Genomic DNA, 14,627 nt, shown 5'->3' with positions numbered 1-14,627 from the left:
ACCACAAAGAAACACGGAGTTTTTACTTAATTCAATCTTTTACTACTTCATTTAAAACAGGGTGATCTAAAGCGCTGATCTGCGTATGGCCGCCTTTCAGTTCATCAAACACTACAATTTTGTTTACGCCTTTTTTAAGCCAAGATGCCGGGATATACAAAGTTTGCTGCGGACCAATTTTCCAGTACTTGCCTATATTGATACCGTTAACAAAAACAAAGCCTTTACCAAAGCCGCGCAGATCTAAATAGGTATCACTAACTGCTGACAAGTTAAATGTACCGGCGTATAAAGCGGCCTTTAAATCGGTAGTGTTTTTATTTGCAACGTATTTAAACCCTGCTATGTTTGTAAAAGGGAATTTATACATCTTCCAGCCGGTTAGTTCTTCGCCGTTCAGGGTAACTTTTTCGGTAATACCCTGGCGGTTATCGGTCAGGTACGGGCCATAGTTAATGCGGCCGTTATTTTCCACCAAAATATCCAATACGGCATTGGGTGCTGTACTGCTGATCTGTGCCGAATCCTGGCGTAACCTTCTGTCTAATACGTTTATTTGTTTCCCGTTCAGGTAAATGGTGGCAAAATCACGCATCTGCTTTATTTTCAATAAACCATTTACTGCTTTTTTAAGCGTGGTTCGGTACAATACAAAACCATAACCCTGGTTTAAATCTTCAAAACATAAAGGATGCGCTGCAATTACCGGCTTGCCCAAGTTGCTAAACAAAGATGCTTTTTGTGAAAGTTTAATATTGCTGATGGCAATAGTTTTATGTTTTGCAGGTACCGCTGGCAATGTTTCGCCGGCAGGCAGGTGTTTCTGGATCACCTCGCGAAATTTATAGAACTTTGCTGTAGGATTCCCCGATTCATCAAGCGGGGCATCATAATCATAACTTGATGTTTGCGGCGAATACGGTTCTTTACGGCTCATGTTAGCGCCGTTCATGAAGCCCCGGGTGGTACCACCATGAAACATATACAGGTTGATGGAGATGCCAGCCGATAATACTTCGTCTAACTTTTTAGCATCCTCATCAGCATTGCTGCCCTGGTGCGGGCTTCCCCAGCTATCAAACCAGCCTGGGTACCATTCGGCTATATAATACGGGCCTTTGCCATCATGATATTTATTGATCAACGCTTTTACTTCTTTAGGGTTATCTAATCCGTTTACCGCAGGTAAATAGCCCGGCAAATAACCCGCTGGTAATTGCGAAGGCCCATCGCAGGTAAACAGCAAACCACTGAAACCACCTTCGCGGAAGATCTTACGGTTAATGTCCAGGTACTCTTTATCATTACTGTATGATCCGTATTCGTTCTCAATCTGCACCATTAAAATATTACCGCCATTGGTTACCAATAATGGCGACAGTTGCTTACCAAGCTGCATAATATAATCGTGGTAATATTTTAAAAACTTAGGGTCTTTACTGCGCACTTTAAGGTCGTTATCCTTAAGCAGCCAATAAGGGTAGCCGCCAAACTCCCATTCGGCACAGGCATAAGGACTGGGGCGCAAAACAACCCAAAGGCCTTCCTCTTTAGCTATGCGTACAAATTCGGCAATGTCATTGTTTCCGGTAAAATCAAATTTCCCTTCTTCGGGCTCCTGCGCATTCCAAAACACATAGGTGCCAATGGTATTTAAGCCCATTGCTTTAGCCATCCTCATCCTGTCGCGCCAGTAAGCACGCGGAATACGGGTGCAATGCATCTCGCCCGATATTAATTGCAGTGGCTTGTTATCAAGCATAAAGGTTGAATCGCCAAAGGCAAAAGTATGCGTAGCTTTTTGAGCGACACCTGCTTTTGAAAGTACAGCTAACAGGAAAAAGAGGAGGAATATTTTTTTCATAAGGGACAATTTTATTGTTGCAGGCTCACAAATTAGTGTTTTTTAATAAATGTCGCAAAAACATTAAATGCCAAATACTACGCAAACGTTTGATTTTTGAAAATAAAAAATAAATGCTACCTTGCAGTAGGAAATGGTGTCTTCCTTCAAAAAACCGCATTCGCTGATGGCGCCTACAAAAATATCAACAGGTAATAAAATCTGTTGGGCTATTTATTTGTAGGTGAAAAAATTAAATTACTCATTTATTAAACAGTTGCTAAAAAGAGAACCACTCATTTTAACAATTGCCTGCGCTTATAGCTCATCATCCATTAACCATTTTACAACATGATGAACAACAACACCCCTTTTGCATTTAAAGAACATTACAGGATTATTAAATACCTTATCCGGTGGACTATCTTAGCGGTTCCGGTTGCTATAGTTATAGGTAGTGTAGTAGCCTTTTTTCTTTGGCTCCTAACTGCTGCAATACATTTCAGGTTTAGCCATACCTGGTTATTATACCTGCTGCCCTTAGCGGGTTTGCTTATCCATTTTATATATCAATGGGTGGGTAAATCGTCAGAAAAGGGGAACAACCTGATCATTGAGCAAATTCATACCGAAGGCGGGGGCATCCCTAAACGCATGGCACCTATCATCCTGATCACTACCGTTATCACCCATTTATTTGGCGGATCGGCTGGTCGTGAGGGTACAGCCGTACAAATTGGCGGCAGTATTGCAGCCATGTTTGGCAAATGGTTTAAACTAAGCGGACAAGACATGGGCATGCTGCTTACCGCAGGCGTGGCAGCTGGTTTTGGTGCTGTATTTGGCACGCCCGTTACCGGGGCAATTTTTGCCGTTGAAGTTTTGGCTATAGGCAGTATAAAATATAGTGCCATATTGCCCGCTATAATAGCATCAATTATTGGCGATTTAACGGTAGCCGCATGGCATATAGCCCACACCCATTATCATATTGACCCTGCGCCGGTAAGCACCGATGCTGTATTCAACTTTTTTCACCTGGATATTTTGCTGTTGGGTAAAGTGATCTTTGCTTCGGCCATATTCGGGCTGGCAAGTTTTCTTTTTGCGGGGATGGTGCATGAGATAAAAAGTGCCTGCCTTAAACTTTTTAAATCAAAATGGATGATTCCTGTTTTTGGCGGATTGGTTATTATCGGCCTTACCCTGATGATTGGCAAGCCGGATTACCTGAGCCTTGGCATAGATGCCGAGCACCCGGGGGCGGTTACCATACCATCAGCTTTTAATGCAGGCGGATCAGAAACCTGGAGCTGGCTCTGGAAAACCATATACACTACCATAACCTTAGGAACAGGCTTTAAAGGCGGCGAGGTGACCCCGTTGTTTTACATTGGCGCTACTTTGGGCAATACATTATCGACCCTGTTAAACGCACCTGTAAGCCTTTTTGCGGCATTGGGCTTTATTGCTGTTTTTGCCGGGGCTACCAACACACCATTAGCATGTACATTTATGGGGATAGAATTATTTGGCGGCGAATATGCCCTGTTTTTTGCAGTGGCTTGTTTTACCGCTTATTTTTTTAGCGGGCACTCAGGCATTTACAGTTCGCAGCAGATTGCTGTACCCAAAGTATTTGACGCGTATTTAACGGAGGATACCTCTTTAGCTGATGCAAGTAAACGCAGGGGTTATCTGCACCAAAAATTCAGCAAATACCGGGTAGGGAAATAGTTTCAACGGTATTAAGGCATCCGGCGGGTAATTAACCTTACCGGATACTAACGCTACTAAAACAACCCTAACTGTCCCTTATCGTCAATATCTATATCATCAGGGTTGGTGATCTCTAAATCTATTTTTTTAACCGGAGGTGCTGCTGGTTTCGGCTGCGGAATTTCCGGTTTTTCAACGGGCTTGTTTACTGGCTCAGGGGCTTTTTCCTTTACCGGGACAGGTTCCTTTATTTTGGGTTTTTCTTCGGTTATTTGTTTAGCTTCAATTTCTTCCGGCTCATCTTCTGTTTCAGCTGTAATGTTTTCTGTGTCGTCGGATTCAGTTTCCGTTGGCTCATCAATTTCAGCTTCTTCCGTTACCTCTTCTTCCTCCGCATTGTTTTCAGCTATCAGTACAACGGCTTTGATGGTTTGCTGCGACAAACGGTTGCCCATTGCTTTCATTCCCTTCACATCTATTGCAGTTGACAGGTCTACCTCAATAGACTCAGGCGTTTGTTCTTTTCCTTTAAGCTGATCAACCTTTACAATTGGCTGCGATGCGCCCGAAATGAGCACTAATTTTGAGCCGTTTTCATCGCTGATGATGCTGGTTTGTTTGCCGGTAGCAATATTTTCAAACACAAACCTTTTAACCATATAGTTTTTTGATTTGCCATCGATATGCACAACTGAATAAATTTTTGCAGGATCATATTTTTCAATCACAATCATTTTATCATCAAAATGATTGTTCAGGTCAAAGCTGGTAAGTTCAGTGATCCCGCTGCTTAAAACAGTCAGGATCTTATCGTCGCCATCAAACTCACCCAGGTATTTACCACGGCCGTCTGCATTAAGCCTTTTCAGCGTATCATCATACCAGATCTTGCGGCCAGCCAGGGTTGATTTGCCCTTACTTTTTAACAATATCTTTTTAACGGGGTACTTGGTAATTATATTACCCATTGAGTTACGGCCCTTAATAGCCAGTGCCGCAAAATCCTCATCAAAAGTAAGTTTTTTAAGCTTGCTATGCGGCTTAAGCTGCACGGTAACAATTTCGGCCTCGCCATTTGGATTGGCCGAAAAATACAACATCCGGCTGCCCTTTGTGCCCTTGGTTAAATCGTATTCCTTATCGCGGGTAACGCCCACAACCGAAAAACGTTTAACATAGCTCACACCGCTTTGCCCATCTTTGTAGATCATGTTATAAACCGTACGCTCATCGTTCTTTTTAAATACGGCCACATGTTCAATCTCCTTACCTACAAATATCTTGTCCTGCACCTTGGTAATGATACAGCGCCCATCCGCACGGAAAACGATGATCTCGTCAATGTCCGAGCAATCGCAAACAAACTCGTCTTTCTTTAAGCCCGTGCCTATAAAACCATCAACACGGTTTACATACAGCTTAACGTTGGCTAAGGCCACCTGTGCAGCCTCTACCCTGTCAAACGTGCGCAGCTCGGTTTTGCGTTCGCGTCCTTTGCCATATTTATCCTTTAGTTTCTGGAACCAGGCAATGGTATAGTCGGTAAGGTGCTTAAGGTGTTGTTTTACTTCTTTAATTTCGGCCTCCAGGCCTTTTATCTGCTCATCCGTTTTTTTAACATCAAAACGGGTAATGCTGCTCATTGGTTTATCAATCAGCTTTCTGTAATCTTCGGCTAAAATAGTGCGGTAAAGCTGTGGCAAAAACGGTTCAAACAAACGGTTTAAAACCACCAGCACCATTTCAAAGTTTGTGGAAGTTTCATAATCAGGATGCTTGTACATCCCTTCCTGGATAAAGATCTTAAGCAGGGAGCTGAAAAAGATCTTCTCCATCAGTTCTTGTAGCCTGATCTCCAGTTCCATTTTAAGCAACTGGCGGGTGTAATGCGTGCTTTCGGTAAGCATTAAATTAACACTCATAAAGCGCGGCTTATCATCCTGTATCACGCAGGTATTGGGTGATATAGAAACCTCACAATCGGTAAAGGCATACAGTGCATCGATAGTAACATCAGGCGAGATACCCGGTGCCAGGTGCACTACGATCTCTACACTGCTCGAGGTATTATCCTCTATCTTTTTGATCTTGATCTTTCCTTTTTCATTGGCTGCCACAATGCTTTCCATCAGGCCACCAGTTGTGGTACTGAACGGAATTTCGGTAATGGCCAGTGTTTTTTTATCTCGCTCAACAATCTTAGCACGGATCCGCACCTTGCCGCCGCGCTGTCCATCATTATAAGCCGATGCATCAGCCATCCCCCCCGTAGGAAAATCGGGCAGCAGGTTAGGCGTATTGCCTTTGAGCACCTCGATAGAGGCATCTATCAGTTCAATAAAATTGTGCGGTAATATTTTTGTAGCCAAACCAACGGCAATGCCCTCTGCTCCCTGTGCAAGCAACAGCGGGAACTTAACCGGCAGCGTGATCGGCTCGCGGTTACGGCCATCATAACTGGCCTGCCAATCGGTAGTATCCGGATTAAAAACTACTTCGAGTGCAAATTTTGACAGGCGGGCCTCAATATAACGCGGCGCAGCTGCCGAGTCGCCTGTAACCGGATCGCCCCAGTTTCCTTGGCAATCAATCAGCAGGTTCTTTTGTCCTATCTGTACCATAGCATCACCAATAGAAGCGTCACCATGCGGGTGATACTTCATAGTGTTACCAATTACGTTGGCGGCTTTGTTAAAACGCCCGTCGTCCATTTCCTTTAACGAGTGGAGGATACGGCGCTGTACAGGCTTTAAACCATCATTGATATGCGGAACAGCACGGTCAAGGATTACATAAGAGGCATAATCAAGGAACCAGTTCTCATACAACCCATCGAGTGAAATAATATTATGTAATTTTTCTTCGTTATTTGATATATCTGACATTTTACCACAGAGATGCAAAGAAGGCACAGAGTGCGCTAAGTTTTAATTATTCGACGAATACCGTCTTTTACTTTTAATACATTGAAATTTATTAATAACCCAAGTCTGCAACCCGAGATCTTGAGATATGTTAAAACTTGAGCTAAATGAATATCATTTAACACTTCAACTGCTTTTATTTCTATTATTAGTTTATTTTCAACTAATAAATCTAATCTGTAACCGCAATCCAATTTAACTTCTTCGTAAACTAAAGGTAAAGGTTTTTCCTTTTCTACATAAAATCCTTTCTTTACCAATTCGTAATAAAGGCATTCCTTATATGCAGATTCTAATAATCCCGGACCAAGAGCTCTACGAACAATTATGGAAGCACCTATAACCTCCGTTGCTAACTCATTCTCAACTTGCATTTAACTCTGTGAACTTTGTGATTTCTTAGCGGCCTTTTCGGTTAATATTAATTCAACTGTAAAGATAATATAATGTGCATATTGCTATAGCGGAAATTTAAACATTAATCTTTCTTCATTGCCCTTATCATTTGCCCGTAATCCCACTTACGGAGCATGGCGTTTACGGTATTGATGATTCGCTTTGCCCTTGTTTCTTTGGTTTTAGCGCTTTCAATCCATTTAATAAAATAACTGCGGTGTGATTTTGTAAGGCCATTAAAAAACACAAGTGCTTCCGGTTCAAATTCAAAACATTCAAGCAGGTCATCGGGTATCTCAACTTTATAGTCGGTATCCTCCTCAATTTTTACCTGCACCATAGCCCCTTTATTTTTATGGATGCCTTTACGCACATCTGCTTTGAGCGCCATTATAAAATTGCCATTACCCATAGGCATTAATGCCATACCACTTACCGCTAAACCATCCAGCATACCCCTTACCCTGAATGTTTTTTTATTTCCTGGCTTTAATTGCGCGGCCAAATGGGCAGGAATATCAATATAGCTCCACCCGGTTTTTTCGCCTTGTTCATCAAATTGCAATATAATGGCATTAAACTCAATCATAACAATCAAAATTAGCCCTATTTATGATAAACTGTTAAGTAATTATTTAATGTGTTAAATGTTTGTTAAATCGTTCATTTTAAGCCTTTACACTGTAACTAATTAAAACAAGCCCGTGTCTTATTACTATAAATTAATCTATTACTTAATTACAATAATATGAAAACTTTAAAATCAATTATGCTGGGATTAGTTCTTTTAGCAGTATGCGGAGCCGCAAAGGCAAAAGACAAAAACGACGATGATAAATTAAGCCCTAACCATGCAATTAATACTTATGTTGATGCCATGACCCGTGGTAAACTACAGGGACTTAAAAGTGTTTTAGACAAAACTGCAGAGTTTAGCCTGCTGCGCGGAAAAACGGTATTAAGTTGCGGTAAAAAAGAAATGCTTGATTATTTTGAAAGCAACAAAAACATTGAGCAAACCTGTACCACAAGCACATCAATTATTGAAAGCAATGCCAATGTGGCCATTGTTAAGGTTGATATGAAATACAGTGATTTTGTACGCAGCAATTATGTAACCGTTGCCAACACCGGCGATGGCTGGAAAATCACCAACGTGTACAGTACTTTTAAATAAAAGGGTTAGTTTTTAAATAGTTTGTGAATGCAGAGAGCCCCGCTAAGCGGGGCTCTTTTATTTTACATAAGGCTCAAGCACCTGCTGCCACTTATCGTAACCTTTATTGTTAAGGTGCAGGTAATCGGGACCAAAAAGGGATGAATCTGGTATTGCCGGGTTTGCTTTTAATATCACCGTGTTTACATCAATAAATGCAGTGTTAGGTTTATTATTAAGATAATTTTTTATCAGGTTATTAGCTATAATCACTTCACCGTAATACTTTGCCCGGCTTGGGCTTTGCTTTACCGACATAAAATAAACGGTTGCCTCCGGAAGTTTTTTGTTGATCATTTCATACAGCTTTTGAAATTCTGCAAAAACAAATTTGCCGCTTTTACCGCCTGCTATGTCATTTTCGCCTGCATAAATAAAAATTTTACGTGGCTGATACGGGAATAAAATATAAGGCGTATAGTAATCAACTATCTGCCAAAGCTCGCAGCCGCCAACCCCGCGCCTGATGATAGGTTTACCGGCAAAGCGCTGTTCAAGATCAGTCCATTTGCGGATAGATGAACTGCCAATAAACAAGATGCCGTTTTTTGGCGGAAAGCGCAGGCTATCCTGATGCTTAAACTCACGAATTTCGTTATCAAACGGAAAACCCTGCTGGGCGCTTACCTGCTTACCAAAAGCAATTGCTAAAAATAGGACGAAGACGAATTTGATTTTCATAAGATTAACCTGTTTTCAAAAAACAAAAATGGTAAAAATGATTCAACACTGTTCATAACCCAAACAGGGCCGTTGTTACAAAACAATAAAATATCAACCGGCTTGTTTTGTTTTTTTTCATATTCGGCCAATACCTGCAAACAGGAACCGCAAGGGGTTACCGGTTGCAGAATTTCAAAATCATCAGTATGGGCGGTTACTGCTATGGCCTCAATCGGGTCATCCGGATGATTAGCCCCCCAGTAAAATAACGCAACCCGCTCGGCACAAAGGCCTGATGGATAGGCAACGTTTTCCTGATTGCTGCCGTGTATTATTTTACCACTCTGTAAACGCAGTGCTGCGCCCACCCTGAATTTGGAATAAGGCGAATGTGAATTTGCCATTGCTTTTACAGCCTCCTGGCAAAGTGAATGGTCTTTTGCGGATAGTTCTTTTAAAGTGTCGTACTCTTTAAAGTTTATTTTTAATTCGTGGTCTGTCATTTGTATTTCCCTTTAAAAAACAGGGGCATACAATATACGGAATTTTTGATAAACGATGATCCTTATCCTGTACTTATAAGAATCATCGTTTAATTATACAGCCACAGGTAAGGCTATAGTGTCCTTATCTTCGGCTATAACCGGGTTAACGGTTTCATCATCTTTTTCAACCCGCAGGTTATTTACAATATGCATTTGGCGGGCCGGTGTATTTTTGCCCATAAAATATTCAAGCAGGGCTTTGATATTGGCATCCTTTAAAATAACCGGATCAAGGCGAATGTCCTTACCGATAAACAAACCAAATTCATCCGGCGAAATTTCGCCCAAACCTTTAAACCGGGTTATTTCCGGCTTAACACCTAATTTGGTTATGGCGTTGCGGCGTTCTTCGTCGCTGTAGCAATAAATAGTTTCCTTTTTATTGCGGACACGGAACAGTGGCGTTTGCAGGATAAACACATGCCCGGCCTTCACCAGGTCGGGAAAGAACTGAAGGAAGAACGTCATGAGCAGTAACCTGATGTGCATACCATCCACATCGGCATCAGTAGCCACCACTATGTTGTTATACCGCAGATCGTCCAGCCCATCTTCAATATTTAAAGCGTGCTGCAGCAGGTTAAACTCTTCGTTCTCGTACACCACCTTTTTGGTAAGCCCGAAGCAATTAAGCGGTTTCCCCTTTAAGCTGAACACCGCCTGTGTCATCACATCACGCGATTTGGTGATCGATCCGCTGGCCGAATCTCCCTCGGTAATAAACAAGGTTGTTTCCTGCTTGCGTTCGTGGTTCTCGTCAAAATGCACCTTGCAGTCGCGCAGTTTACGGTTATGAAGCGATGCTTTTTTGGCACGCTCGTTAGCTAATTTTTTAATACCCGCAATGTCCTTACGTTCACGCTCCGATTGTAAGATCCGCTTTAACAAAGCATCGGCAACAGCAGGGTTTTTATGCAGGTAATTGTCTAATTCCTTTTTTATAAAATCATTAATAAAGCCACGTACGGACGGCCCATCCGGACCAATGTTTTGTGAGCCTAACTTTGTTTTGGTTTGCGATTCAAATACAGGCTCCTGTACTTTTATGGCGATAGCCGCAACTATTGACGACCGGATATCAGAAGCATCAAATTCTTTTTTATAAAACTCGCGGATGGTTTTTACAACCGACTCGCGGAATGCAGCCTGGTGCGTACCACCCTGCGTAGTATTTTGTCCGTTTACAAACGAATAATATTCTTCGCCATATTGCTGGCCGTGCGTCATGGCTATTTCAATATCCTCCCCCTTCAGGTGGATAATGGGATAGCGGATATTTTCGGCATCGGTATTTTTTGTAAGCAGGTCATAAAGGCCACGTTCCGAAAAATATTTTTGTCCGTTAAAGTTTAAAGTAAGGCCAGAGTTTAGGAACACATAGTTCCAGATCATACTATCAACAAACTCCGGGATAAAACGGTAATGCCTGAAAATGGTATCATCCGGAATAAAATTGATGGCGGTACCGTTACGCTGCGTGGTATCTTTTTCAGGTTCGTCCCTTATCAGCTCGCCCTTTTCAAACTCGGCCAGTTTGGTACGGCCATCTCGGTATGATTGTACAATAAATGAGTTTGAAAGTGCATTTACCGCCTTTGTACCCACCCCATTTAACCCTACCGATTTTTGAAAGGCCTTGCTATCGTATTTACCGCCTGTATTTATTTTGGATACGCAATCAATAACCTTACCCAATGGGATACCACGGCCATAATCGCGCACAGAAACTTTATGATCGCTCATAGATACTTCAATGGTTCTGCCGGCGCCCATTACAAACTCATCAATAGAGTTATCAATGATCTCTTTCAGTAAAACATATACCCCATCGTCATAAGCCGAACCATCGCCCAGCTTACCAATATACATCCCTGGCCGTAAGCGGATATGCTCTTTCCAATCCAGCGAACGGATACTATCATCACTATAATTTACAGCTTCTGCCATTTAATCTGGTATTTTTATTAAGGGTGATCTGTTTTTGTATTTAACCTGGTATTAAACTTTTTAGTTTAACCCGCAATATAAAGCCATAGCTGCCCTATGCTGGCAAAAATAATATTTAGACACTGAACTCCGCATTCAAATGTCCTAACTTATTAACATTATTGAGGAGAAGTTTTGAACTTGAGGCAGTTACTTGCCCTGTCGATATTTTTATAAAACTCGGGGCCCTTTTCATTAGTAAAACATACGGCTAATATACGCCCGGTATGATTTTTTTGCAGTGTGATAAGCAGCGCATATTTATAATGCTTGGTTGCGGGCATATCAAGCAATGTTAACAGGAAAGATTTACCAGCATCGGCATTATAACGCTTTAATACCGATGGCGGTATATTGCGTACATAATACTTGGTATCGCCGGTTAAGGCACTGGCTTGCGCAGCCCCGGTTGATGCGTACAAGGAATCAGGATTTGCCAATTGTGAGTTGGGTGTGTTTTGAGAATGCTCATAGCTTGTCCAGTTCTCTTTTTCGGATTTTACCTGGAACCAGATCTCAAAATCCTTACCGGGCAGATCAAGCGCATAATCAAAAGAAAAATCTTCGTCATTTACCGCTTTAATTTCCCTGAAACCCTTTGGATAATTAAACTTAACATTAGCTTGTGCCGCTAAACGGAAAAATGTAGCTAACTGCACGCTCTGGGGTGCGTGAACTGGTTTTTGAACAATGGGAGGCTTTACCTGTGCTATTATTGGCTGAATAATAAGCATAAGCAAAATGACAACTAATATTTGCTTATTTTGCTTCAAAATACGTTCCACCATGGCGCAAACAATAGTATTGATTTACAATTAACAGGGGTTAATTGCTATCAAAATTAAAATATAAATTTAAAAAGTAAACAATTAGATTAATAAATGAGCATTAAACCTAAATTGAACCGTTTTGACCTAACCATGATTGTGATAAGCTTGGTAATAGGCATGGGGATATTTGCAACACCCAGCGAGGTTGCCATTAAAGCCGGAAGCGCATGGATATTTTTTGCTGCGTGGATCTTCGGCGGACTGGTGAGCCTTTGCGGGGCACTTACTTTTGCCGAGATAGGTGCGCGCTACCCTAATACCGGTGGCTTTTACAAAGTATTTTCCTATTGTTACCACCCGGCATTTGCCTTCATGATCAATTGGGTATTGGTTATCAGCAATGCGGCATCAGTAGCAGCGGTGGCTTTGATCGGGTCTGATTATATCAGGCCTTTTTTATTACCCGCCAGCTTACAAAACGATCTGGGGACAAAAATCATCACCATAACTTCGGTTTTAATATTATACATTATTAACTTTTTAGGAATAAAAATGAGCGCCCGCACACAAACCGTGCTCATTATATTTAAAGTGGGCATGATATTGCTTATTTGCTCAACCGTATTTAAAAGCGATGCAGTGCCGGTAACGGTAACCATAATACCCCATACAGGCAGCGTAATTACCGCATTTGGCTTAAGTTTGGTTGCTGTTTTTTTTACTTATACCGGTTACCAGCAAACAATCAATTTCGGTGGCGATATAATTAACGCCAAGCGCAATATCCCTAAAGCTATAGGTGCAGGCATAAGTGTTATACTGGTGCTTTACCTGTTTATAAACTATGCATATTTTCATGTTTTGGGCATTGGCGGCTTGCAGCAAACACCATCGTTAGCAGCAAAAATGGTGGGTGTTTGGTTTGGGGCTACTGGGTACAAAATAACCTCCATCATGATATTTTTATCGGTAATGGCCTATGTAAACGTAAATGTGTTAGCCAATCCCCGGGTTTATTATGCCATGGCCGAAGATGGTATTTTGCCACCCATATTTAAAAAGGTTAACCCCAAAACTCAGGTACAGGAATTTGGCATGAGCTTTTTTGTAGCTGCAATTATCATCATCCTGTTTTTTGTGGCCCGCTTTGGCGATATGCTTAAATATGTAATGTTTTTTGAAACGATAGGCTTATCATTGGCGGCCCTGGCCATTTTTATCCTCCGCAAAAAAACAAAAGAACTTGATGGTACGGGCATTTACACTATTAAATGGTTTCCGCTGGTGCCGGTTATATTTATTATATCTTACTGGTTTGTAACCATTAATATATTTATCACCTTTAAAGAGAACCCTTATGCCGCGCTCATTTGCCTGGCTACTTACTTAGTTGGGCTTGCTATTTATTACATCGGCACTTATAAAAAGAATAACACTTTAACACCCGATGCCTAAAAGGCCTAAGCCCCAATTAAACAATATGCCATAACCGCGGTTTTTAAACAAGCATAGCTGTATTTTATTATTTTAGCGCCTTTAAAAGCATTTGCCGCAAATTTTTAACATGAACAAATCCGCATACCAATATATATCCAGAAGCTTAATAGTTGTATTTGCATTCATTTTATTATTTGCCGGCAGGTGTAACCGCGGGTTACGTGCCATACAGGATGAAAAAGCAAAAACAGCAGCTGCGGAAACAAGAACAAAGAACCTGATAAAAACTATACAGGGCATCAAATACACCGAAGTGAGCCGCAAGTTTGACAACGGCCTTTCATTTAGCCCCGTAGGTTACCAGTTAGTACCCGAATGGCGCATCTCCTTTCCATCGGGCGATTCGGTAAATATTTACAGCCCGCGTAAGGGCAAGTTTTTGAATGCCCCGGTTGTGTTTGACCACGATTCTATTTTTAATGTGGCCTGGGCCTGGCTCAAATTAAAGTACCTGACTAAAGACAGCCTGCAATTCCAGGTGCTGCACGTTACTGATAAAGTTATTGACGACGAAAAAGTACATGTGTTTATGTCTTTTTACTCCAACAACTACATCAAAAATGTTTTGCATAAAGATACCAGCAATATTTGGAAGCCAAGCCGTAAGGATACCCTGTATATAAAAGCAAAAGCAGCCCTGGCCAACAAGGTACTTGACAGTGCCTTTGCCGGCACAGAACCGGCATCGCTTACTGCTAAAAGCCCGCTGTTAAGCATTGTTAAAGAAACCATCCCTGTTGATGATGTTAACGGGGGGAAATCATACGATGAGTATCTTTTGCCTACTTACAATATTGTGATCCATAAGGCTTATGATAACTTCAACTACCTGTTTTCGGTATATGTTGATGAAAAGGGCAACCTTATTTTCCGCAAACCTAACCAATTCACGTTCCCCGAATTTAAAGAATCAATCACCAGTACCATGAAAGGTATTACTGACGGTTACCTTAAACTTTACCTTAATGTAAAGGCTGGTAAAACTTTAGGCATTGCACATAGCAGCATTGTACTTTTAAATGTAACGGGCATAAAAAAGTAATAATTAAATAATCTTCAATTAATATT

The 14,627-nt window shown here is 41.4% G+C and carries 12 protein-coding genes and 1 riboswitch; of the genes, 4 read left to right on the top strand and 8 right to left on the bottom strand.

Going from position 1 to position 14,627, the window contains the following annotated elements:
* Positions 1 to 31: 31 nt before the first annotated feature.
* Complete coding sequence (locus ACQY4U_RS12845; RefSeq protein WP_428329845.1) at positions 32 to 1,864, bottom strand: beta-galactosidase; 1,833 nt, start codon at positions 1,862 to 1,864, stop codon at positions 32 to 34.
* Positions 1,865 to 1,984: 120 nt separating this feature from the next.
* Positions 1,985 to 2,047: riboswitch (Fluoride riboswitch) on the top strand.
* A 150-nt stretch (positions 2,048 to 2,197) separates the two neighbouring features.
* Between ACQY4U_RS12845 and ACQY4U_RS12840 the strand changes: the two genes are divergently transcribed.
* A complete protein-coding gene (locus tag ACQY4U_RS12840; protein ID WP_428331748.1) occupies positions 2,198 to 3,580 on the top strand; it encodes a voltage-gated chloride channel family protein in 1,383 nt (460 codons plus the stop codon).
* A 56-nt stretch (positions 3,581 to 3,636) separates the two neighbouring features.
* On the opposite strand, the gene ACQY4U_RS12835 is transcribed toward ACQY4U_RS12840, so the two are convergent.
* From ACQY4U_RS12835 to ACQY4U_RS12825, 3 genes are all read right to left on the bottom strand, one after another.
* The gene (locus tag ACQY4U_RS12835; protein WP_428329844.1) at positions 3,637 to 6,447 is read right to left on the bottom strand and encodes a DNA gyrase/topoisomerase IV subunit A; all 2,811 of its coding nucleotides are present in this window, start codon (positions 6,445 to 6,447) and stop codon (positions 3,637 to 3,639) included.
* A gap of 35 nt (positions 6,448 to 6,482) precedes the next feature.
* Positions 6,483 to 6,860, bottom strand: coding sequence for a GxxExxY protein (locus ACQY4U_RS12830; RefSeq protein WP_428329843.1), 378 nt, complete (start codon positions 6,858 to 6,860; stop codon positions 6,483 to 6,485).
* A gap of 104 nt (positions 6,861 to 6,964) precedes the next feature.
* Positions 6,965 to 7,471 (bottom strand): YdeI/OmpD-associated family protein, encoded by a 507-nt coding sequence (locus tag ACQY4U_RS12825; protein ID WP_428329842.1) that lies wholly within the window; start codon positions 7,469 to 7,471, stop codon positions 6,965 to 6,967.
* Between the two features lie 159 nt (positions 7,472 to 7,630).
* Between ACQY4U_RS12825 and ACQY4U_RS12820 the strand changes: the two genes are divergently transcribed.
* Complete coding sequence (locus ACQY4U_RS12820) at positions 7,631 to 8,059, top strand: nuclear transport factor 2 family protein (protein WP_428329841.1); 429 nt, start codon at positions 7,631 to 7,633, stop codon at positions 8,057 to 8,059.
* A gap of 57 nt (positions 8,060 to 8,116) precedes the next feature.
* On the opposite strand, the gene ACQY4U_RS12815 is transcribed toward ACQY4U_RS12820, so the two are convergent.
* The 4 genes from ACQY4U_RS12815 to ACQY4U_RS12800 all read right to left on the bottom strand — a co-directional run bounded on the left by ACQY4U_RS12815 (position 8,117) and on the right by ACQY4U_RS12800 (position 12,026).
* Complete coding sequence (locus ACQY4U_RS12815; RefSeq protein WP_428329840.1) at positions 8,117 to 8,779, bottom strand: GDSL-type esterase/lipase family protein; 663 nt, start codon at positions 8,777 to 8,779, stop codon at positions 8,117 to 8,119.
* Positions 8,776 to 9,264: a cytidine deaminase gene (locus ACQY4U_RS12810; protein WP_428329839.1), complete on the bottom strand. Its 489-nt coding sequence runs from the start codon at positions 9,262 to 9,264 to the stop codon at positions 8,776 to 8,778. The genes ACQY4U_RS12815 and ACQY4U_RS12810 overlap by 4 nt, the downstream gene beginning before the upstream one ends.
* Positions 9,265 to 9,357: 93 nt before the next feature.
* Positions 9,358 to 11,253 (bottom strand): DNA topoisomerase IV subunit B, encoded by a 1,896-nt coding sequence (locus ACQY4U_RS12805; protein WP_428329838.1) that lies wholly within the window; start codon positions 11,251 to 11,253, stop codon positions 9,358 to 9,360.
* Between the two features lie 158 nt (positions 11,254 to 11,411).
* Complete coding sequence (locus ACQY4U_RS12800) at positions 11,412 to 12,026, bottom strand: hypothetical protein (protein ID WP_428329837.1); 615 nt, start codon at positions 12,024 to 12,026, stop codon at positions 11,412 to 11,414.
* 147 nt (positions 12,027 to 12,173) lie between these two features.
* On the opposite strand from ACQY4U_RS12800, the gene ACQY4U_RS12795 reads away from it, so the two are divergent.
* Positions 12,174 to 13,517: an APC family permease gene (locus ACQY4U_RS12795; RefSeq protein ID WP_428329836.1), complete on the top strand. Its 1,344-nt coding sequence runs from the start codon at positions 12,174 to 12,176 to the stop codon at positions 13,515 to 13,517.
* Between the two features lie 109 nt (positions 13,518 to 13,626).
* A complete protein-coding gene (locus tag ACQY4U_RS12790; protein WP_428329835.1) occupies positions 13,627 to 14,601 on the top strand; it encodes a hypothetical protein in 975 nt (324 codons plus the stop codon).
* The last annotated feature ends 26 nt before the right edge of the window (positions 14,602 to 14,627 follow it).

This window comes from Mucilaginibacter sp. (assembly GCF_965277465.1).
Taxonomy (GTDB): Bacteria; Bacteroidota; Bacteroidia; order Sphingobacteriales; family Sphingobacteriaceae; genus Mucilaginibacter.
The sequence above is the reverse complement of the archived record's forward strand: the minus strand, read 5'-3'. Positions and strand labels throughout refer to the sequence as shown.